Here is a 20055-nt window from a genome sequence, read left to right as displayed (position 1 = left end):
TGCAGCGTTTAACGTGGGGGTGTGGCCAACCGTCTCGCCGACTCCACCAGCCCGTACCTTCGCCAGCATGCCGACAACCCGGTGCACTGGCAGGAGTGGGCGCCGTCGGCATTGGCCGAAGCCGCTGAGCGCGACGTACCCATTCTGCTGTCGATCGGCTACGCGGCCTGCCACTGGTGTCACGTGATGGCGCACGAGTCGTTCGAGGACCACACCGTCGCTGCCGCGATGAACGACGGCTTCGTCTGCATCAAGGTCGACCGCGAGGAACGGCCGGACCTCGACTCGGTGTACATGAACGCCACCGTGGCACTGACCGGGCGGGGCGGCTGGCCGATGACGTGCTTTCTGACCCCCGACGGCCGGCCGTTCTACTGCGGCACCTACTACCCCAAACCGGCTTTTCTGCAACTGCTTTCGGCTATCTCCGACACCTGGAGAAAGCGCCGCCGCGAAGTCGAGCTGGCATCCGACCGCATCGCGGGCGAGCTGCGTTCGATGGCGGCGGGCCTGCCTGGCGGCGGGCCGGCGGTCGAACCCGCGCTGTGTGATCAGGCGGTGGCGGCCGTGCTCGCCGACGAGGACACCGAGCACGGCGGCTTCGGCGGTGCGCCGAAGTTCCCGCCGTCAGCGCTGCTGGAGGCGTTGCTGCGGCATTACGAGCGTACCGGGTCGACCGACGCGCTGGATGCGGTCACCCGTACCGGCGCAGCAATGGCCCACGGCGGAATCTGTGATCAGCTGGCCGGCGGCTTCGCCCGTTATAGCGTAGATAACGCCTGGGTGGTACCGCATTTCGAGAAGATGCTGTATGACAACGCGCTGTTGTTGCGGGCCTACGCGCACTGGGCGCGGCGCACCGGTGATCCGTTGGCGCATCGGGTGACCGCGCAGACCGCCCGGTTTCTGCTCGACGACCTGGCCGATTCCGGTATGTTCATCTCCTCGCTGGACGCCGACGCCGACGGCAGGGAGGGCTCCACCTACGTGTGGAGTCCTCAGCAGCTGACCGAGATTCTCGGTGATGACGACGGCCCTTGGGCGACAGAAGTTTTCGGGGTCACCGTGCAGGGGACTTTCGAATCCGGCCATTCGGTGCTGCAATTGTCGGTCGATCCCGATGACGCCGGCCGTTTCGAGCGGGTGCGCACCATGTTGCTGGCGGCCCGGCATACCCGAATACAACCGGGTCGTGACGACAAGGTTGTCACCGCCTGGAACGGGTTGGCGATCACCGGGCTGGCCGAAGCCAGTGTCGCGCTGGAAGACCCGGGCCTGGCCGCCGCGGCGCAGCGGTGTGCAACCACGCTGATCGACCTGCACCTGGTGGACGGCCGGCTGCGCCGGGCCAGCCTGGGCGGCTCGGTCGGCGAGAGCGCCGCCATTCTGGAGGACTACGGCGCGCTGGCCACCGGCCTGCTCGCGGTGCATCAGCTGACCACCGACGGGCAGTGGCTGAGCGCGGCCGTTCACCTACTGGACACCGCGCTGGCGCACTTCGCCGATCCGGACTCACCTGGCCGCTGGTTCGACAGCGCCGACGACGCCGAGCAGCTGATGTATCGCCCCGCCGACCCGCTGGACGGGGCGACGCCGTCGGGAGCATCGTTGATCACCGAGGCGCTGCTGACCGCCGCCTACCTGGCCGGCCCGGAGCGAGCGGACCGATACCGGAAGGCCGCCGACGACGCACTGCGGACGCACTCGTCGCTGCTGGCCCGGGCGGCACGGTCAGCCGGGCACTGGCTGGCGGTGGCTGAAACCGCCGTCCGGGGGCCGCTGCAGATCGCGGTCGCCTGCGACGCGGCGGGTTCGACGCTGCTGGCCGATGCACGTCGACTGGCGCCCGGCGGGGCGGTCGTCATCGGTGGCGCGGCCGGCTCGTCGGAACTGCTGACCGGTCGCGACCGGGTGGACGGCGCCGACGCCGCTTACGTGTGCCGTGGGCAGGTGTGCGATCTGCCGGTCACCGGAACATCAGAGTTGGCCGCCGCCCTCGGCATAGCCAGCTGACGGTAGCGTGCCACTTATGTCGAGTGCACCGGATAACGCGGGTAAAGCCCAAGCCATCACCGAGACCGTCAACCGCTACATCAGTCTGATCGCCGACGGCAGCGCCGAGGATCTGGCTGACCTCTATGCTGCCGACGCCACGCTCGAGGATCCGGTCGGTGGTGAGGTGCATATCGGCCGCGAGGCGATCCGCGGCTTCTACTCGACGATGGACAACCTGGAACGGGCCTGCGAGCTGGTGACGCTGCGGGTCGCCGGCAACGAGGCGGCGTTCCACTTCAGGCTGACCGTCACCGCCGGTGACAGCAGGATGGTGATCGAGCCGATCGACGTCATGGTGTTCGGCGACGACGGTAAGGTCATCGCGATGAAGGCCTACTGGTCGGCGGAGAACGTCACCCAGCTGTAGCGGTGCTGTCGCCGAGCGTGAAGCCATTGCGAAAAATAGCCAGAAACCTCGCAACAGGTTCACGCTCGCCGCGTAAGCGGTCGTTAGAAGACGGCGAACCAGATCGCGATGTAGTGGCAGATCGCCGCCGCGGCCGTGCCGGCGTGGAAGAACTCGTGGTGGCCGAACGTCTCAGGCCACGGATTGGGCCAGTTCAGCGCATACAGCACACCGCCGATGCTGTACAGGACGCCGCCGACGGCCAGCAGCACCACCGCCGCCACTCCGGCGCCGTGCAGAATCGCGGCGATGTAGAACGCCGACACCCAGCCCAGCAGCAGGTACAGCGGCACACCCACCCAGCGTGGTGCGCCCGGCCAGCACATCTTCAGCAGCACTCCCGCAGCGGCGCCGCCCCACACGATGGCCAGCACCAACATCCCGGTGTGGTGCGGCATCGCCAGCAGAGCGAACGGCGTGTAGGTGCCGGCGATCAGCACAAAGATCATCGAGTGATCGAGGCGCTTCATCCACGTGCGGGTGGTCGCCGACGCCCAGGTGAGACGGTGGTAGGTGGCACTGACGGTGAACATCCCCACCACCGAGCCGACGTAGACGACGGTCGCCAAACCGGCCTTGAGCCCCTGCAGCGGCCACGACACCGAGATCAGCGCGGCACCGGCGGCGACCGCCACGATGGCCGACACCAGATGAATCCAGCCGCGCGCCCTCGGCTTGGTGTGCAGTGCGGCGATGTCCCCGGAGAACGCCGCGGGCTCCGGTTCGGCGACAGCGTTGGCTGCGTTGGCCGTGTTGGCTGCGTTGGCCGTGTTGGCTGTGTTGATCCAGGTGCCCATCAGCCTCCTTGACTCGGTCGAGCGGATTGCCGGCCGGATCGCGGGTAACTTCTGTCGATCACAGTAGTCTGGGTTTTCGTGGCGATCATCGCAGCACGCCTCAAGGAGACTTTCCAGAAGCCCCTCAACGAACCGCTCTATCGGCTCTACGAGAGGCGGCTCCGGCGCGGGTTGGCGGCCTCCAGACCCGCGCTGCCCCGCCACATCGCCGTACTTTGCGACGGGAACCGGCGCTGGGCCCGGGACGCCGGCTATGACGACGTCAGCTACGGCTACCGGATGGGCGCGGCCAAAATCGCCGAGATGCTGCGCTGGTGCGCCGAAGCCGGCATCGAAATGGCCACCGTCTACCTGCTGTCCACCGAAAACCTGCAGCGCGACCCCGGCGAACTCGGCACCCTCATCGAGATCATCACCGACGTCGTCGAAGAGATCTGCGCTCCCGCCAACCGCTGGAGCGTGCGCACGGTCGGGGATCTTGAGTTGATCGGCGAAGAACCGGCCCGCCGGTTGCGGGATGCGGTAGCAGGTACCCGGGACAAAAACGGCGGCTTTCACGTCAATCTCGCCGTCGGCTACGGCGGTCGGCAGGAGATCGCGAACGCGGTGCGCGGCTTGTTGGGAAAGGAACTGGCCAACGGGGCCACCGCCGAGGAACTCGTCGAGGCGGTCACCGTCGACGCCATCTCAGAGAACCTTTACACCTCGGGCCAACCCGACCCGGATCTGGTCATCCGAACCTCCGGGGAGCAGCGGCTGTCCGGTTTTCTGCTCTGGCAGAGCGCGTACTCGGAGATGTGGTTCACCGAGGCGCACTGGCCTGCTTTTCGCCGGGTGGATTTCCTGCGGGCGCTACGGGATTACACCCTGCGGCACCGACGCTACGGTCGGTAGCGCGGGTCGGTTCTCTGCTCGGGTAGACCAATCGGTGAAATCGGCAGCGTTTGGCAGTGCTGTGTCTGGAGTTGGCAGTGCTCGTGGCCGCGTGACTCCCTTCCCGCCGGTGCGGGGTGCCGCCGTCAGAGGCTGCGGTGGACGTCCCGCATCGGCCTCGTATAGGCCTCGTATAAGCATTGCGGCGCGGAAATTTACAGCTTGCGCAGCCGCAGCCGGTTGATGGAATGGTCGGCGTCCTTGCGCAACACCAGGGTGGCCCGCGGCCGGGTGGGCAGGATGTTCTCGATCAGGTTCAGCCGGTTGATCGAGCGCCAGATATCGCGGGCCGCCACCACGGCGTCCTTGTCGCTCAGGCCGGCGTAGTGGTGGAAGTGCGACGCGGGATTGGCGAAGGCGGTGGTGCGCAGGTCGAGGAACCGCGAGATGTACCAGTGCTCGATGTCCTCGACCCGCGCATCCACGTATAGCGAGAAGTCGAAAAGATCCGACACCATCAGCGTTGGCCCGGTCTGCAGGACGTTGAGGCCCTCGAGGATCAAGATGTCGGGGTGGCGGATCACCTGCGTGGCGCCCGGGACAATGTTGTAGCTCAGGTGTGAATACACCGGTGCGCAAACCGATTCCGCACCGGATTTCACCGACGTGACGAAGCGCATCAACTCACGGCGGTTGTAGCTTTCTGGAAACCCCTTGCGGTGCATCAGGTTCCGACGTTCCAGCTCGGCGTTTGGGTAGAGGAATCCGTCGGTGGTCACCAGGTCCACCCGCGGGTGCCGGTCCCACCGGGCCAGTAGCGCCTGCAGCAACCGGGCCGTGGTCGACTTGCCGACGGCCACGCTGCCGGCCACGCCGATGATGAACGGTACCGGCCGGTCCGGGTGCTGCTGCGGCTCGCCTAGGAACTCGGCGGTGGCGGCGAAGAGCCCCTGCCGTGCGGTCACCTGAAGGTGCAGCAGCCGGGCCAGCGGCAGATAGACCTCTTCGACTTCGCGCAGATCGACCTGCTCGCCGAGACCGCGCAACGCTACGACCTCGTCTTCGGTCAGCGGCAGCGGCGTCGACATGCGCAGCGCACGCCACTCTTTCCGGTTGAACTCCACATAGGGGCTCGGCTCGCTGGCCCGCGGCATGGCCATACAGTCTTGCAGTACCGGCCGCCGGGTGGGCTGCTGGGGAGGCGAAAGCGACGACACGGTGGGGCTGGTCGGGCTATGCCCGCTGTCCTGCGGTGGCGGGCAGCTTCACCCTGTGGCGCGAGTGCGTCGCGACGGCGTCACCGCGGGCGAGCTCGACGGTGGCCACCGCCATCGCCAGGGCTGCCACCACCAGTGCGGCCATCCCGGCGCGACCGGTGTCCAGCGTCTCGCCGAGTACCACCACCCCCAACGCAGCCGCCACCACCGGCTGGGACACCTCCAGGGTCGGCATCGAGGCGGTCAGCGCCCCGGCCCGAAACGCTGACTGCTCCCATCCGAAGGCCCCCAGCGCAACCAAGATCCAGGCGTAGAGCTCAGGCGTCCGGGCCATCGCCCACACGCCGTGGTGCAGTTGGGCCATGACACCCTTGGTGAGCACCGCGAATAGCGCCCACAGCGCACCGGACACGAAGGCGAGCAGCACCGCGGCCAGGGCACCGCCCCACCAGATCCGGGCCGCCACGGCGCAGCCCACCAGCAGCGGCGCCAGGACGGCGAACACGGCTGCCCAGGTCTGCAGCGATGCGCGTGACTGACCGGCCTGTGGGTTGCCGACGGTGACGATCACGGTCACCGCCGCTGTCAGGACGACCGCCCAGGCCCACTCGCGGCCAGTCACCGCACGGTGGGCCAGCTTCGCGCTGATCGGCAATGCGAACAGCAGCGAAAGCACCAACAGCGCCTGCACCAGCAGCACCGAACCCTGGTCGAGCGCCTCCGCCTGCAACGCGATGCTGACCACGAGAATCAGGGCGCCCCACCGCCACCGCCGGTCGCGCAACAGCGTCGCGAATAGTTCGAGGTTGCCTCTCGACGTATCGGTGATCCGGTGCGTCGCACGTTGCTGCAGCACGTCGCCGATCGCGACGCACAACGCAGAACTCAACGCGAGAATGGCGGCAATGTCGGTTTTCGGCATCCACACTCCTTTCCGTCCGATGCCGGGACGGCAACGGGTGAATACCCGACCGTAACAAGGCTGCCGGCTCCGATAGGTTGGCGGTCGTGGAGCCAGCTCGTGACGCCGCAGCGCTGATCCGTGAGTATCTGCTGCTGGGCCTTCGTTTCGACCGGATCGAGCCGGGCTACGTGGACGCCTTCACCGGCGATCCCGCGCTGCGCCACACGGTGGAGAACGAACCGGTACCCGACCCGGCGGACCTCGCTTGCCAGGCGCAGCGGCTGATCGCGGCGCTGCCCGGTGGACTCGACGCGGCGCGGGCCGACTATCTGCGTGCCCACTTGCGGGCGTTGGTGTGTGCCGGGCGCAAGTTCGCCGGCGACGACATCGGATTCGTCGACGAGGTCCGCGACTACTTCGACGTTTCGATCGGCAAGGGGGACCCGGACCGCTACCGGCAGGCGCACGTCAGGCTTGAGCGACTGCTGGGCGGCACCGGTCCGCTGGCCGATCGCATGCGCGGCTACCGCAGTGCCGACGAGATCCCGCCGAACCGGCTGGTCGAGTGCATCGAGGCGTTCTCCAGTGCGCTGCGGGACCGGGTGCGCGCCGACTACCCGCTGCCGGATTCCGAGACGGTGACCTACCAGGTGGTCACCGACCAGCCGTGGTCGGGGTTCAACTACTACCAGGGCGCCTACCGCTCGACGGTGGCGGTCAACGCCGACGTGCCACAGCAGATGTCCAACCTGCCGCGGCTGGTGGCCCACGAATCCTACCCCGGCCATCACACCGAGCACTGCCGCAAAGAGGCGAGACTGGTCCACCGGGACGGCCAAGCCGAGCAGACCATCTTCCTGGTCAACACCCCACAGTGCCTGATGGCCGAGGGGCTGGCCGACTTGGCGCTCTACGCCGCGGTCGGTCCGGGCTGGGGCGCCTGGGCCGCCGAGATCTACGCCGACCTGGCTCTGGCGTTCGACGGCGAGCGAGCCGAGGCGGTGGCCGAGGCGTCGGCGGCACTGGCGGGCGTGCGCCAGGACGCCGCGCTGATGCTGCACGACGAACACCGCGATCGCGACGACGTTGTGGCGTATCTGCAGCGGTGGCTGCTGGTCGGCGACGCCCGGGCGCAGCAGATGCTGCGGTTTCTGTCCTCGCCGCTGTGGCGCGCCTACATCAGCACCTACGTCGAGGGATACCGGCTGCTGCGCGGCTGGCTCGACGATCGCCCGGCCGGGGTCGGCCTGGCCGAACGGTTCGGCCGGCTGCTCGACGAGCCGCTGATCCCGTCGGCGCTGCGGACCGGCTAACGAGTCACCGACTGGGCGGCCGTGTGTCTTGGCGCCCGACGCCGCGCAGCGACCGCCCAGCTTAGCAGCCGGTTACACATTGTCCCAAAGCGAACCGTACTGGCCTGCGGCAATGACGCGTGAGGCAGCATGGGACCGTGAGCGTTCGAGCCCTGCCCGCCGGCATCAGCCGGCAGCCGCATCAGTCGCGGCAACCGGTGCGCTACCAAGGCATCTTCGACGGCTACAACACGCCGGGTCCGTATGCGGCGGCTTTCGATGAGATGTTCGACGCAGCGGGCCATGTCCGCAGCCGCTACAAAGGTATCTACGCCGAGCTGGCTCCCTCGGACGCGTCCGAGCTTGAGGCTCGGGCGGAGGCGCTGGGCCGTGCGTTCATCGACCAAGGCATCACGTTTTCGCTTTCGGGGCAGGAGCGGCCGTTTCCGCTCGATCTGGTACCGCGGGTCATCTCGGCCGCCGAGTGGAGCCGGTTGGAGCGCGGCATCACCCAGCGCGTCAAGGCCCTCGAGTGCTACCTCGATGACGTCTACGGTGATCAGGAGATCCTGCGCGACGGCGTGATTCCGCGCCGCTTGGTGACCTCCTGCGAGCACTTCTACCGCCAGGCCGCCGGCATCATCCCGCCCAACGGCGTGCGGATCCACGTCGCCGGAATCGATCTGATCCGCGACGAGCGGGGCAGTTTCCGGGTCCTGGAGGACAACCTCCTTTCGCCGTCCGGGGTCTCGTATGTGATGGAGAACCGGCGCACCATGGCGCGAGTCTTCCCCAACCTGTTCGCCACCCACCGGGTGCGCGCAGTCGACGACTACTCGGCACACCTACATGCGCGGTGCCTGTGCGGTGTCATCGGCGGCGGGTTCGCCAGGAGGGGCCGGGCGTCCGCTCGCCGGCTGCGCCAGGGCCCGTTCAACACCACCAAGGATCATCCAGGTGTCCTTGGACATCTGGTCACGCACCGCCCGGGCTGCCAAACCCAGGCGTCCCACCGACTGCGCCAACGAACCGGGGAGCTGGGAATCGACGGTGAACGACCACAGGGTGCGTGGCGCGGCCGCCACCCTGTTTGCGTCGGAACCTTCGGTGCCCGTGCCGCTGACCTGCTCGAGTGCGGCGAGCAGCACGGGCACGCACTGGCTGCCCGCCACCTCTTGGCGGTAGCGGAATTCGTGGTAACGCTCACGGGTGACGGTCAGCAATCGGGCCATGTTCTCGACCCGCTCGGCGTAGCGCCCCAACCAGTACAGGTCGGAGAGCACCCGCGGCGAGCTGACCCCGCGGGTGCCACTGGGCTTGATCGCCGGCAGCTCGGCTGTGGGAACCGTGACCTCGGCCTGGGTGCGCGTCGGGGCCCTCACCCAGATATCTTTGGCTGCAACGGTATCCAATGTGTAGGCAGCGTTTCCAGGCGCCAGGACATACCCGAGGCCGCCGCTCATCGGCGCGTAGCCGCCCCGCTGAGCGACGGTGAACAACCGCATCCCGACGCTGGCGGCGGTCAGCCCGCCCGGGTAGTGGTCGGTCGGTGCCGACGGGAACTGCGGCAGCTCCTGACCGGCCCATTGCCACGGGCTGGCCTCGATGCGTGCGGCCAGCGCCTCGCGTTGCCCCGCCGACAGCGCGGGCCCGACGATGGTCTGGCCACCGGTAGTCGGCTTGATCAGCAGTGCCGACAGCCGGGCGAGCAGGTGCGAGCGTTCGGCGTCGATGCCGCCCCAGTAGAGCGGAGCCGTTGGCAGCAGCGGGGTTTCACCGAGCAGCAGCTGCGCCAGTTCGGGCAGGAACCGCAGCAGGCCGGGGCTTTCCAGAATGCCGCTGCCGAGCGTGTTGACGACGGTCACCGCTCCGCGTCGCAGCACCTCGACCAGCCCGACCACGCCCAACTGAGAATCGGAACGCAGATCGAGGGGATCGGCGTACTCGGCGTCGACGCGCCGCAGCACGACGTCGACTTGCTTCAGCGTGCCCAGCGAGCGCATCCACAGCTTGCCGGCACGGACCACCAAATCAGCGCTTTCCACCAGAGGGAACCCCAGTGCCGATGCCAGATAGGCCTGGTCGAACGCGGTCTCGGAGTAGCTGCCCGGGGTGAGCACCACCACCACCGGATCCACGGCGGCCTCGGGCGCCACGTTGATCAGCGCCAACCGCAACGTTTGTGCGAACGGCGAGGTGGGACGTGGACTGACCTGCTCGTAGAGGTCTGGAGCCGCGTGCGCGACCACCCGGCGGTCGGCCAGTGCGTATCCGGCTCCCGACGGGGCCTGTGTCCAGTCCGCGTTGACCAGGAAAGCCCCAGATCCGTCCCGGCTGATGTCGCAGCCGTGCAGGAAGAGTTGATATCGGCCGGGAATCTCGATTCCGCTGGCTGCCCGGACGTAGCCTGGGTGGGCGAACAGCAACTCGGGCGGCAACACCCCGCTGGTGACCGCGTGCCGTGGCCCGTAGACGTCGGCCAGCACTTCGTTAAGCAGCTGGCTGCGTTGTACCACACCGGATTCCAGGGAATCCGCCCGGTGAGACAAGTAGCGGTAGTCCGTCCAAATGCCAGGGTGTGGGTGCAGCGATGCCGTGGCGGTCGCCGGTGGCGTCGTCGCCGTGATCGATGGAGATATAGGTGATTCCGTCGTTGTCGACGAGCGCACTGACCGTCGCCCGCAACCGATCCAGACCGGTGCGCCCCCGCTCGCCGACGACCTCGGCGAACTCCGACCAGCCCGGGCGGATGTCGCCCGTGGCATCGACGAGCTCGTCGTACCCCGTCGCGCCGGCCCGCCCGCCGCGCAGGTCGAACAGTGCCCCCTGGGCCCAGGCGGCGGGGTAGCCGGCGAGGAGCCAGTCGGGGTCATAATGCGCGGTTGGCGGCGCGGAGCGGGAAGGCGGCGACAACGAGCTACCTCCTCGCGTCTATCAGGGCCGGTGGGTCTGATCGGGATGGTATGCGGATATTACGGTCGGCGGGAGCCAGGGTGCACGGCCGCCGTCGACAACGGGAAAATCAGGGCTTGATCAGGTGTTATGGCGGGTGGTGGGTCAGGTCTTTCAAGATCTTGCGCAGCAGGTGATCCAGGGTGGTCTTCTCGCGGTCGGAGAGGCCCGACAGCAGCCGAGTTTCGTTGGCGACGTGGTGCGACCTGCTGATTGTCCCTCCGGCGATCACGCACGCGTTCGCCGCGCCGACTGGCCAGGCTGCCGACGTGCTCATCGTGCTCACCCCGGGCATCGAGCGATTCGACTACTTCCGACTGCTGGCGCGTCTGCGCGCAGGACACGCCACCATCCAGGAACTGCTCGACAGTCAAGAGCGATTCGACAACCACTTCACCGACAGCGCTGCCTGGCGGCGAGCCCGCACCTGACCCACTGCTGATGCGGCCGGCTCTGGACCGTCGCCACCTTGTCGAGTCGTCACCAGCTATCCTTCTGGGATGCCATGATTGTCCGCAGTGCTGCCGAATTACGTTGTGACACTTTGTGGACGGAGGGCCTCAGCGACGGTCAGGTCATCGAGGGTGTGCAGCTGTGCGATCCGTTCAGCCGGACATGACATCGCATTCCTGGCTCCGGGGGGGGGCATCAATCGCCATGTGCTTTGACCGACGCCGTCGTCGTGATGAACTAGCGTCGTAGGCATGGCGGGCGACGACGACGAAATCCAACGGATCATCAAGACGACGCTGGCGGGACTGCAGCCCGGTGATGTCCAGGCGCTGGCGCAGCGATTGGCTTTCGGCGGCGTGGCGCCGGTCGAGGAGCTGCTTGCCGCGACCAAGCCGCCGGTGCGCCGCCGGCCGCGCCGCGCGGACCCGGTGATGCTGCGGGTCCGGGTCGATCTCACCGGCACGCGGCCGCCGGTCTGGCGTCGGCTCGACCTCGCGTCGGATCTGTTCTTAGACGACGTCCACGAGATCCTCCAGGCCGCGTTCGGCTGGACCGATTCGCATCTGCATCAGTTCGGTTGCGGACCAACATATTACAGTCGTGAAACCGAATACTACCTGTGCCCGTTCTTGGTCGACGAAGGCGACGAAGGTGTGCCGGAGGATGAGGTTCGTCTCGACGAGGTCCTCGTCGATGTCGGCGACAAGCTGTTCTATGCCTACGATTTCGGTGATGACTGGCAGCATGTGATCCGGCTCGAGGCGGTGCTGGCGCGCGAGGAGCCGGCACCGCGGGCGCTCTGTACCGGCGGGCGTAGACCCGGCCCCGCGGAGGACTGCGGCGGTATCGGCGGGTACGCACTGCTGGTCGCGGCCACCGATCCGGAGCACCCCAATCACGCGGCGGCCTGCGCCGAGTACGCCGAACTTTACGGTCCCGATGCCGACCCGCAGGGCTGGGCGCCGACGCCGTTCGATGTGGGCGAGGTCAACCACATGTTGGCCGATCTGGGCACGATCGCGTCCCCACACGACATCTCCGGCCCGCTGCGGGCTCTCCTGGACGCGATGCGGACCGTCGACGCCCAGCACCAGTTGCGTGGGCTGCTGGGCCGCGCGCGCCTGGGCAATCCGGTGCTGATCGACGTAGAGGCCGCCACCGCGGCGGTACGGCCGTACGCGTGGCTGCTGGAACGCGTCGGCGACGACGGCATCAAACTCACTCAGGCCGGCTACCTGCCGCCGGCGCACGTCGAGGCCGCGTTCACCGAACTCGGTTTCGAGAAACTGTGGATCGGCGCGGGCAACCGTGAGGACCTGACCTATCCGGTGCTGAACCTAAGGCAGTCGGCGCAGGGCATCGGGTTGCTGCGCAAGTACCGTGGCCGCCTGCTCGCTACCGCCCGGGGCCGGGCGCTGCGCAACGACCCGGTCGGGTTGTGGTGGCATCTCGCCGAGCGGACACCCGCCGCGTCCAAGGACCCGAGTGTGTACCAGGCGGGGCTGCTGCAGCTGGCCGTGGTGGCCGCCGGGGTCGGGGCGGGCGGCGGGGCAATCGTCGCGGAACTGCTCGGCGCACTGGGATGGATGTGCGGCGACGGCTCGCCGATCACCGCGCAGTCGGCGGCCGCGGCGACATCTGAGGTCAGGGCCACGATGCGCTCGATGGGCTTGTTGCAGCGTGACGGATCTGCCCTGGACCGACGGGAGGGGCCGACAAAGGGCGCCGTCGATTTCGCCCGCGCCGCGCTCACGGCTTGGCCGCGATAGACGATGCCTTTACCGCGCAGCGCGTCAAGGAAAGGCTTACGACCGCGCGTGCTTGCTGCCACACGTCTACTTATCCTGGCGGCTGCACAATGCGCACCTGCCTTCGGGTGGGCCGGTGGACAACCTTGATGCCGACTTCGGTGCACGCCGCAACACCGTGAACCGGGCGCGGGACGGTGGGCCACTCGTGTTGCCCCGCAGCGCCGAACAGAGCTGTCGCGTTGGGCGTCGCGCCGATGCTGAACCGGGTTTGGTAGCGGATGCCCGAATGCTTGGCGGCATCGAAGAAGGCCGCCGCCCAGGTCTGCGGGATGTCATACGACGGGCACGTCCCGATCTCACGGGTCATACCGAAGTTTGCCGCTGCCGGCGAGCAGGTGTTCGCCAGCCAGCGTCCCGACGGAACCCGCAGCGTCGTCACCTGGGTTTGAGCCGCGGCCTGGAAGGTGACCACACCCTGGCGGACCAGGTCATGACCGAATCGCTCCCGCAGTGCGGTGGCGAGATCAGCGGCGAGATAACACGTTCCGTTGGGTTGGATCAGGTCGAAACGACCCGACAAGTCGCAGGAGAACCACCACGGCGACGTGCCGACTGTGTGCGCTCGCCGCAAGCACACGCTGGGCTGAAGTCGCGATCGAGGGAAACGTGAGATGTCGGGTGGCGGCAGGCCAAGTGCTGGGCGCTGGCGGGAATCGCTCACGCGGCCCAACTTGATGCCACCCGACTCGCCAGCGCCATCACCTGTTGTGGATCACCGCCGTTACGCAGCCATTCGCTGGGGCGAGCACCGTCGAGGTCTTCGCTGGGTGCCCGCATCCATAGGGCGATCATCCATGTGTCGTCGGTGCCCTCCGTCAGGGTCGCGAGCACATCGGTCAATGACGGGATGGCCGCTCCGTTGTCGAGGAATTGCCATGTCGGGTAGACGACGCCCCCCTCATCGAGGGGGCAGGCCAAAACCGCGTGCCGTACCACCCTCTGGTGCAGGGCTTGGCGGGAGATCCCCAGCCATCGGATAAGGCCCGATGTGTCGTAGAACGGCCCGGATATCTCGTCGAAGACGTGGCCCAACGGGAGTGCGGCCACCATGGTGTCCGCGACGTGCTCGGGGTCGCCGAATACTTCCGGATGAAGCTGCGCTTCGCTGGCTTTGCGGAGTCGCTCGTGGACCTTCTGCCCGACCAGGCGCATGATCTGTCGCTCGAATAAGGCAAGGTCTGTCATTCTGGATTGCCTCCCGTGAGTCGCAGCCCCCTCGCCACAGTCAACCATTAAGCGTCAACAGCATCAACTATCCGTCGTCAAGCACGTCAAGGGCCGTCCGCGATCGCGAGAGCCGCGGGCTCGACAAGGATTGAGCATGCTACTGTATGAGCATGTCACCGCTGGAACATCGACTTCAGATCCTGCTCGACGATGAGCGTCATCGGCGGATCACCTCGGCAGCGCGCGAGCGAGGTGTCTCGGTGGCAACCGTGGTGCGCGAGGCCATCGATCGCGGCCTCACCAGCCCCGGCGATCGCCGGAAGTCCGCCGGCCGGCGCCTCCTCGAGGCTCCCGACATGGCCGTTCCCGAGCCCGCGGAGCTCAAGCAGGAGCTGGAGGCGCTGCGCGCACGCCGCACATGATCGTGCTCGACACGACGGTGCTCGTCTATGCGAAGGGCATCGACCATCGGTTTCGGGATCCCTGCCGCGAGCTGATCACGGCGATCGCCGAAGAACGCATCGAGGCGACAACCACGGCCGAGGTGATCCAGGAGTTCGTCCAGGTGCGCGCCCGGCGGCGTGACCGCGGCGATGCCGCCGCGCTCGGCCGGAACTACGCCGAACTGCTCTCGCCGTTACTGAGCATCACTGGTGACACCCTCCAGCGCGGCCTGACGCTGTTCGAGACCACGTCGCGACTCGGCGCCTTCGATGCGGTGCTCGCGGCCGCCGCCAAGTCCGTTGCCGCCGCCCTCGTCTCGGCAGATACCGGGTTCGCCGATCTGCCCGACGTTACCCATATCACCCCTGACGCGGCCGGGATAGCCAGCCTGCTCGCGCAGTCCTGACCGAGCACCGCAGCCGCTGTCGCGCACCACCGGCCGAACAGCATGAACCAGGCCCACGGAAACGTCACGAGATTTCTACGGTTAGCCAGGCTATGCGAACCGGGTAGCGTGGGGAACGGACCGGCGAAAGGAGACATGAGCATGCCGAGGACCGACAACGACACCTGGGACATCACCGAGAGCGTCGGGGCGACGGCACTGGGGGTGGCGGCCGCCCGGGCCGCCGAAACCGCCGGCGCACACCCGCTGATCAGCGACCCGTTCGCCCAGGTCTTCCTGGACCGGGCCGGCCCGGGGGTGTGGAGCGTGTACGCGGGGTTGACAGCTCCCGACGGTGCCGACCCGGACTTGCGGGCGCTGGTGCAGGCCATGATCGACTTCATGGCGGTGCGGACGGCGTTCTTCGACGAGTTCTTCCTCGCCGCCGCCGACGCCGGGGTGCGGCAGGTGGTGATCCTGGCGTCCGGCCTGGACGCGCGGGCATGGCGGCTGCCGTGGCCGGCCGGCACCACCGTCTACGAACTCGACCAGCCGAAGGTACTCGACTTCAAGGCCGACACACTGCGCCGGCACGGGGCGAACCCGATGGCCGAGCTGGTATACGTGCCGGTGGATCTGCGCCAGGACTGGCCGAACGCGCTGCGCGACTCGGGGTTCGACCCGGCCAGGCCTACCGCGTGGTCGGCGGAGGGGCTGCTTCGATACCTGCCGGCCCGGGCCCAGGATCTGTTGTTCGAGCGCATCGACGCACTCAGCGCCTTGGGCAGCAGGCTGGCCACCAACGCGCTCGCCGCCGAAGCGGTGGACCCCGAGCGGCTGGCGCGACAACGTGAGCAGATGCACCGCTTGCGGTCAGCCGCCGCCGCGCTGGTCAACGCCGAGGTCACCGACCTTGAGGATCTCTGGTACGCCGAGAAACGCACCGACGTCGGCGCCTGGCTGGGCGAGCACGGCTGGGAGGCGTCGACCGAGACGCTGCAGGAGTGGCTGGCCCGTTACGGCCGCAGTGACGTGGCCAAGGATCGGATGCCCAACCTCTTCGTCTCCGCGCGGCGGGTGTCGAGTTGAGTTCAGGATGCGGCTGGTCGGCCTTCAGAACTGCGTGCCAGACTAAACGGTTGTGACCGTGATACCTGGTAGCACCACCTCCGTGATGTCGGTGCCGCTGGCCGACGTCGACCCCGACATCGCCGATCTGCTCGGCAAAGAGCTGCATCGCCAGCGCGACATGCTGGAGATGATCGCCTCGGAGAACTTCGTGCCGCGCTCGGTGCTGCAGGCCCAGGGCAGTGTGCTGACCAACAAATACGCCGAGGGCCTGCCGGGCCGGCGCTACTACGGCGGCTGCGAGTACGTCGACGTGGTGGAGAACATCGCCCGCGACCGGGCCAAGGAGCTGTTCGGCGCAGAGTTCGCCAACGTCCAGGCGCACGCCGGTGCCCAGGCCAACGCCGCGGTGCTGGCGGCGCTGATGACCCCGGGGGAGCGGTTGATGGGCCTGGACCTGGCCAACGGCGGTCATCTCACGCACGGCATGCGGCTGAACTTCTCCGGCAAGCTCTACGAGAACGCCTTCTACGGGGTGGACCCGAAGACGCATCTGATCGACATGGACGTGGTTCGAGATCAGGCGCGCGCCTTCCGCCCCAAAGTGCTCATCGCCGGCTGGTCGGCCTACCCCCGGATCCTCGACTTTCCAGCGTTTCGCTCCATCGCCGACGAGGTCGACGCCACGCTGTGGGTGGACATGGCCCACTTCGCCGGCCTGGTGGCCGCAAGGTTGCACCCGTCGCCGGTGCCACACGCGCAGCTGGTTTCCACGACGGTGCACAAGACGCTCGGCGGCCCTCGGTCCGGGCTGATCCTGGGCAAAAAGGAGTTCGCCAAGACGGTCAACTCGGCGGTGTTCCCCGGCCAGCAGGGCGGCCCGCTGATGCACGTCATCGCCGCCAAGGCCGTCGCACTCAAGATCGCCGGCACACCGGAGTTCACCGAGCGTCAGCAGCGCACCCTCGATGGTGCCCGAATCCTCGCCGAGCGGTTGCTGGCCACCGACGTCGCCAAGGCCGGCGTGTCGGTGGTCAGCGGCGGCACCGATGTCCACCTGGTGCTGGTCGACCTGCGGGACTCTCCGCTGGACGGCCAGACGGCCGAGGATCTGCTGCACGAGGTCGGCATCACCGTCAACCGAAACGCCGTACCCAACGACCCCCGGCCGCCGATGGTCACCTCGGGGCTGCGGATCGGCACCCCGGCGCTGGCCACCCGTGGGTTCGGCGATGCCGAGTTCGCCGAGGTCGCCGACATCATTGCCACCGCACTGGTGCAGGGCAGCGGTGCCGACGTCTCCGCGTTGCGGGCGCGGGCGACGCGGCTGGCACGCGAGTTTCCGCTGTATGAGGGGCTGGAGAACTGGAAGCTGGTCGACAGCGAGTGACACCCGGCACTGTCGGGTTGCAAAAAAGGTGTGAATCTGAGTTACAGTAACTTTCATGGCTGAAAAACCCGTCGCCAACGCGTTGATCCTGGAGCTGGAACCCGTCGTCGCCGCGAACATGATCCGGCACCTCGATTCCCAGGATCCGTGGTTCGCCCACGACTACGTGCCGTTCGAGCACGGTGAGAACTTCGCCTTCCTCGGCGGGCGTGACTGGGATCCCTCGCAGGTGACGCTGCCCAGGCTGGTCACCGACGCGTGCGAGATGCTGCTCGTCGACAAAGACAGCCTGGCCGGCTACCACCGTGAACTCGTCGAGCACTTCATCCTCGAGGAGAAGTGGGGACGCTGGATCGGCCGTTGGACCGCCGAAGAGCATCTGCATGCGATCGCGCTGCGGGAATACCTGGTGGTCACCCGTGAGATCGACCCGACCGCCAACGAAGCCGTGCGCCTCGAACACGTGATGAAGGGCTACCGCGCCGATCGCTACAGCCAGGTCGAAACCCTGGTGTTCATGGCCTTCTTCGAACGTTCGCACGCGGTGTTCTGCCGCAACCTGGCCGAGAAGATCGATGAGCCGGTGCTCAAGGGTCTGATCGGCCGGATCGCCGGCGACGAAGAACGCCACGAGGAGTTCTTCGCCAACCTGGTCGCCCACTGCCTGGACTACACCCACGACGAGACGGTGGCCGCGATCGCCGCCCGCGCCGCAGAACTCGGTGTCGTCGGCGCCGACATCGAGCCCTACCGGGACAAGCTCGCCGCAATCGCCGAGGCCGGGATTTTCGGGCCCGATGAGCTGCGTCGGGTGATCTCCGATCGGATCAGCGCCTGGGGGCTGGCCACACATCCCGACCTGCGGCAGTTCGTCGTCGGCTAAGGCTCTGCCCCGCTGAACGTGTACGACCCCGGCGAATAACCCGGCGTGTCGGCCGGGGACACGCCCGCTCGCGGCTAGGGGATCGGGGTAGCGTCGCAAGGGATGGCTAGCCATACGCTCTGCTGTCCAAGCGGCATTACCCGTTGCGACTACGACAGGACCGGCCCCGGTCCTGGTGCCGCGGTCTCCGTCGAAACGCTCGTGCGGGGCCGCGCGGGCCATCAAGCCAGGGAGCGCCGGTGCCTGATATCCGGACCTATGTGTTGGACACCTCGGTACTGCTGTCGGACCCCTGGGCGTGCACCCGGTTCGCCGAGCACGAAGTCGTCGTCCCCTTGGTGGTGATCGGCGAGCTAGAGGCCAAACGGCATCACCACGAACTCGGCTGGTTCGCTCGTCAGGCGCTGCGCATCTTCGACGACTTACGGCTACAGCACGGTCGACTCGATCAGCCCATTCCTATTGGAGCACATGGCGGTACGGTGCATGTCGAGCTCAACCACAGCGACCCCGCGGTGCTGCCCGTCGGATTCCGCACCGAGGACAACGACTCGCGTATCCTGTGCTGTGCCGCCAACCTCGCGGCCGAGGGCCGACGGGTCACGCTGGTGAGCAAGGACATTCCGTTGCGGGTCAAGGCCGCCGCGGTGGGGCTGGCCGCCGACGAGTATCACGCGCAGGACGTCATCACGTCCGGATGGTCCGGGATGGACGAGATCGAGGCCACCGCCGAGGACATCGACACGCTGTTCGCCGAGGGTGAGATCGACTTAGCTGCTACGCGAAACCTACCATGCCACACCGGTATTCGTTTGGTCGGCGGAAGCTCGCACGCGCTGGGCAGGGTCAATGCCGCCAAACGGGTTCAACTGGTCCGCGGTGACCGGGAGGCGTTCGGCCTGCGCGGGCGCTCCGCTGAGCAGCGAGTGGCGCTGGATCTGCTGCTCGACGAATCGGTGGGCATCGTGTCGCTGGGCGGCAAAGCCGGCACCGGCAAGTCGGCGTTGGCGCTCTGCGCGGGCTTGGAGGCCGTGCTCGAGCGCCGCACGCACCGCAAAGTGATGGTGTTCCGGCCGCTGTATGCCGTCGGCGGCCAGCAGCTGGGCTACCTGCCGGGCAGCGAGAGCGAGAAGATGGGGCCGTGGGCGCAGGCGGTCTTTGACACGCTGGAGGGGCTGGCCAGCCCCGCCGTGATCGAGGAGGTGCTCTCCCGTGGCATGCTCGAGGTGTTGCCGCTGACCCACATCCGCGGCCGGTCCCTACATGATTCCTTCGTGATCGTCGACGAGGCACAGTCGCTGGAACGCAACGTGCTGCTGACCGTGCTGTCCCGGCTCGGCGTCGGATCGCGGGTGGTGCTCACCCACGACGTCGCTCAGCGGGACAATCTGCGGGTCGGCCGCCATGACGGCGTCGCCGCGGTGATCGAGAAGCTCAAGGGACATCCGCTGTTTGCGCACATCACCTTGCTGCGCAGCGAGCGGTCGCCGATCGCCGCGCTGGTCACCGAGATGCTCGAAGAGATCAATCCGGCCGTGATGTCGTGAGGCTGCCGTAGGCTGCCAGAGTGCCGAGACGACCCGACGGCCATGCACGGCGGCACTGGCCCATGCTGGCCGGTCTGGCGGCGATGGCCGGTGTACTGGTGATCGGGGCTTGCACCGGACAGGTGCGCCGCGTCGGCGCCGAGGCGGTGGACTGCGCAGCAGTCAAGTGTGTCGCGCTGACGTTCGACGACGGCCCCAGCCCCTACACCGATCGGCTGCTGAAGATCCTCACCGACAACGATGCCAAGGCCACCTTCTTCCTGATCGGCAACAAGGTGGCGGCCAATCCGGCCGGCGCCAAACGCATCGCCGACGCGGGCATGGAGATCGGCAACCACACCTGGGAACACCCCAACATGACCACCATCCCGGCGGCCGACGTTCCCGGGCAGCTGTCGAAGGCCAACGACG

At 67.6% G+C, this 20055-nt stretch carries 19 protein-coding genes and 2 pseudogenes; 14 read left to right on the top strand and 7 right to left on the bottom strand.

Annotation, left to right across the window (positions count from 1 at the left end; translation table 11 throughout):
• The first annotated feature begins 21 nt into the window (after positions 1-21).
• Positions 22-2013, top strand: coding sequence for a thioredoxin domain-containing protein (locus AC2VON_RS11950; RefSeq protein ID WP_486953155.1), 1992 nt, complete (start codon positions 22-24; stop codon positions 2011-2013).
• Positions 2014-2029: 16 nt separating this feature from the next.
• A complete protein-coding gene (locus AC2VON_RS11945) occupies positions 2030-2422 on the top strand; it encodes a nuclear transport factor 2 family protein (protein WP_486953154.1) in 393 nt (130 codons plus the stop codon).
• A gap of 83 nt (positions 2423-2505) precedes the next feature.
• On the opposite strand, the gene trhA is transcribed toward AC2VON_RS11945, so the two are convergent.
• Positions 2506-3258, bottom strand: coding sequence for a PAQR family membrane homeostasis protein TrhA (gene trhA, locus AC2VON_RS11940; RefSeq protein ID WP_486953153.1), 753 nt, complete (start codon positions 3256-3258; stop codon positions 2506-2508).
• An 87-nt stretch (positions 3259-3345) separates the two neighbouring features.
• Here trhA and AC2VON_RS11935 point away from each other — a divergent pair, with 87 nt between their 5' ends.
• A complete protein-coding gene (locus tag AC2VON_RS11935) occupies positions 3346-4152 on the top strand; it encodes a (2Z,6E)-farnesyl diphosphate synthase (RefSeq protein WP_486953166.1) in 807 nt (268 codons plus the stop codon).
• 194 nt (positions 4153-4346) lie between these two features.
• On the opposite strand, the gene coaA is transcribed toward AC2VON_RS11935, so the two are convergent.
• Positions 4347-5285 carry a type I pantothenate kinase gene (coaA, locus tag AC2VON_RS11930; protein WP_486953152.1) on the bottom strand — a complete coding sequence of 313 codons (939 nt, stop codon included), beginning with the start codon at positions 5283-5285 and terminating at the stop codon, positions 4347-4349.
• A 79-nt stretch (positions 5286-5364) separates the two neighbouring features.
• Positions 5365-6270 carry a DMT family transporter gene (locus AC2VON_RS11925; RefSeq protein ID WP_486953151.1) on the bottom strand — a complete coding sequence of 302 codons (906 nt, stop codon included), beginning with the start codon at positions 6268-6270 and terminating at the stop codon, positions 5365-5367.
• A gap of 86 nt (positions 6271-6356) precedes the next feature.
• Here AC2VON_RS11925 and AC2VON_RS11920 point away from each other — a divergent pair, with 86 nt between their 5' ends.
• Together AC2VON_RS11920 and AC2VON_RS11915 are read left to right on the top strand one after the other, a co-directional pair.
• Positions 6357-7565 carry a DUF885 domain-containing protein gene (locus tag AC2VON_RS11920; RefSeq protein ID WP_486953150.1) on the top strand — a complete coding sequence of 403 codons (1209 nt, stop codon included), beginning with the start codon at positions 6357-6359 and terminating at the stop codon, positions 7563-7565.
• A 152-nt stretch (positions 7566-7717) separates the two neighbouring features.
• A pseudogene (locus tag AC2VON_RS11915) lies at positions 7718-8392 on the top strand (circularly permuted type 2 ATP-grasp protein); the annotation flags it as partial.
• A gap of 9 nt (positions 8393-8401) precedes the next feature.
• Here the strand turns inward: AC2VON_RS11915 and AC2VON_RS11910 are convergent.
• Both AC2VON_RS11910 and AC2VON_RS11905 read right to left on the bottom strand, forming a co-directional pair.
• A pseudogene (locus AC2VON_RS11910) lies at positions 8402-10457 on the bottom strand (circularly permuted type 2 ATP-grasp protein); the annotation flags it as partial.
• A 127-nt stretch (positions 10458-10584) separates the two neighbouring features.
• Positions 10585-10773 carry a hypothetical protein gene (locus AC2VON_RS11905; protein ID WP_486953149.1) on the bottom strand — a complete coding sequence of 63 codons (189 nt, stop codon included), beginning with the start codon at positions 10771-10773 and terminating at the stop codon, positions 10585-10587.
• Between AC2VON_RS11905 and AC2VON_RS11900 the strand changes: the two genes are divergently transcribed.
• Together AC2VON_RS11900 and AC2VON_RS11895 are read left to right on the top strand one after the other, a co-directional pair.
• Entirely contained in the window at positions 10766-10927 is a 162-nt protein-coding gene (locus tag AC2VON_RS11900; protein ID WP_486953148.1) for a hypothetical protein, read from the top strand. The two genes, AC2VON_RS11905 and AC2VON_RS11900, sit on opposite strands and share 8 nt — an antisense overlap.
• Positions 10928-11200: 273 nt before the next feature.
• Positions 11201-12718, top strand: coding sequence for a plasmid pRiA4b ORF-3 family protein (locus AC2VON_RS11895; protein WP_486953147.1), 1518 nt, complete (start codon positions 11201-11203; stop codon positions 12716-12718).
• Positions 12719-12788: 70 nt separating this feature from the next.
• On the opposite strand, the gene AC2VON_RS11890 is transcribed toward AC2VON_RS11895, so the two are convergent.
• On the bottom strand, positions 12789-13421 hold the full coding sequence (locus AC2VON_RS11890) for an RES domain-containing protein (protein ID WP_486953146.1): 633 nt from the start codon (positions 13419-13421) through the stop codon (positions 12789-12791).
• The gene (locus AC2VON_RS11885; protein WP_486953145.1) at positions 13418-13945 is read right to left on the bottom strand and encodes a hypothetical protein; all 528 of its coding nucleotides are present in this window, start codon (positions 13943-13945) and stop codon (positions 13418-13420) included. The genes AC2VON_RS11890 and AC2VON_RS11885 overlap by 4 nt, the downstream gene beginning before the upstream one ends.
• Before the next feature lie 152 nt (positions 13946-14097).
• Here AC2VON_RS11885 and AC2VON_RS11880 point away from each other — a divergent pair, with 152 nt between their 5' ends.
• The 7 genes from AC2VON_RS11880 to AC2VON_RS11850 all read left to right on the top strand — a co-directional run.
• Complete coding sequence (locus tag AC2VON_RS11880; protein ID WP_486953144.1) at positions 14098-14349, top strand: antitoxin; 252 nt, start codon at positions 14098-14100, stop codon at positions 14347-14349.
• The gene (locus AC2VON_RS11875) at positions 14346-14777 is read left to right on the top strand and encodes a PIN domain-containing protein (protein WP_486953143.1); all 432 of its coding nucleotides are present in this window, start codon (positions 14346-14348) and stop codon (positions 14775-14777) included. Before AC2VON_RS11880 ends, AC2VON_RS11875 begins: the two co-directional genes overlap by 4 nt.
• A 141-nt stretch (positions 14778-14918) precedes the next feature.
• The gene (locus AC2VON_RS11870; RefSeq protein ID WP_486953142.1) at positions 14919-15845 is read left to right on the top strand and encodes a class I SAM-dependent methyltransferase; all 927 of its coding nucleotides are present in this window, start codon (positions 14919-14921) and stop codon (positions 15843-15845) included.
• Between the two features lie 85 nt (positions 15846-15930).
• Positions 15931-17214, top strand: coding sequence for a serine hydroxymethyltransferase (gene glyA / locus AC2VON_RS11865; RefSeq protein WP_486953165.1), 1284 nt, complete (start codon positions 15931-15933; stop codon positions 17212-17214).
• A gap of 55 nt (positions 17215-17269) precedes the next feature.
• A complete protein-coding gene (locus AC2VON_RS11860; RefSeq protein ID WP_486953141.1) occupies positions 17270-18097 on the top strand; it encodes an acyl-ACP desaturase in 828 nt (275 codons plus the stop codon).
• Between the two features lie 239 nt (positions 18098-18336).
• A complete protein-coding gene (phoH2, locus tag AC2VON_RS11855) occupies positions 18337-19644 on the top strand; it encodes an RNA 5'-3' helicase PhoH2 (RefSeq protein ID WP_486953140.1) in 1308 nt (435 codons plus the stop codon).
• Between the two features lie 20 nt (positions 19645-19664).
• Positions 19665-20055, top strand: a 391-nt coding sequence (locus AC2VON_RS11850; protein WP_486953139.1) for a polysaccharide deacetylase family protein, incomplete at its 3' end; no start/stop codon positions are given.

This window comes from Mycobacterium sp. TH-M82 (genome assembly GCF_057473605.1).
The sequence above is the reverse complement of the archived record's forward strand: the minus strand, read 5'-3'. Positions and strand labels throughout refer to the sequence as shown.

Excerpts from the sequence above, each read along its gene's own strand:
- AC2VON_RS11895 (WP_486953147.1), top strand. The coding sequence starts at position 11,201 with ATGGCGGGCGACGACGACGAAATCCAACGGATCATCAAGACGACGCTG.
- AC2VON_RS11885 (WP_486953145.1), bottom strand. The coding sequence starts at position 13,945 with ATGACAGACCTTGCCTTATTCGAGCGACAGATCATGCGCCTGGTCGGG.
- AC2VON_RS11905 (WP_486953149.1), bottom strand. The coding sequence starts at position 10,773 with ATGAGCACGTCGGCAGCCTGGCCAGTCGGCGCGGCGAACGCGTGCGTG.
- AC2VON_RS11870 (WP_486953142.1), top strand. The coding sequence starts at position 14,919 with ATGCCGAGGACCGACAACGACACCTGGGACATCACCGAGAGCGTCGGG.
- AC2VON_RS11860 (WP_486953141.1), top strand. The coding sequence starts at position 17,270 with ATGGCTGAAAAACCCGTCGCCAACGCGTTGATCCTGGAGCTGGAACCC.
- trhA (WP_486953153.1), bottom strand. The coding sequence starts at position 3,258 with ATGGGCACCTGGATCAACACAGCCAACACGGCCAACGCAGCCAACACG.
- AC2VON_RS11945 (WP_486953154.1), top strand. The coding sequence starts at position 2,030 with ATGTCGAGTGCACCGGATAACGCGGGTAAAGCCCAAGCCATCACCGAG.
- glyA (WP_486953165.1), top strand. The coding sequence starts at position 15,931 with ATGTCGGTGCCGCTGGCCGACGTCGACCCCGACATCGCCGATCTGCTC.
- AC2VON_RS11875 (WP_486953143.1), top strand. The coding sequence starts at position 14,346 with ATGATCGTGCTCGACACGACGGTGCTCGTCTATGCGAAGGGCATCGAC.
- AC2VON_RS11880 (WP_486953144.1), top strand. The coding sequence starts at position 14,098 with ATGTCACCGCTGGAACATCGACTTCAGATCCTGCTCGACGATGAGCGT.
- coaA (WP_486953152.1), bottom strand. The coding sequence starts at position 5,285 with ATGCCGCGGGCCAGCGAGCCGAGCCCCTATGTGGAGTTCAACCGGAAA.
- AC2VON_RS11925 (WP_486953151.1), bottom strand. The coding sequence starts at position 6,270 with ATGCCGAAAACCGACATTGCCGCCATTCTCGCGTTGAGTTCTGCGTTG.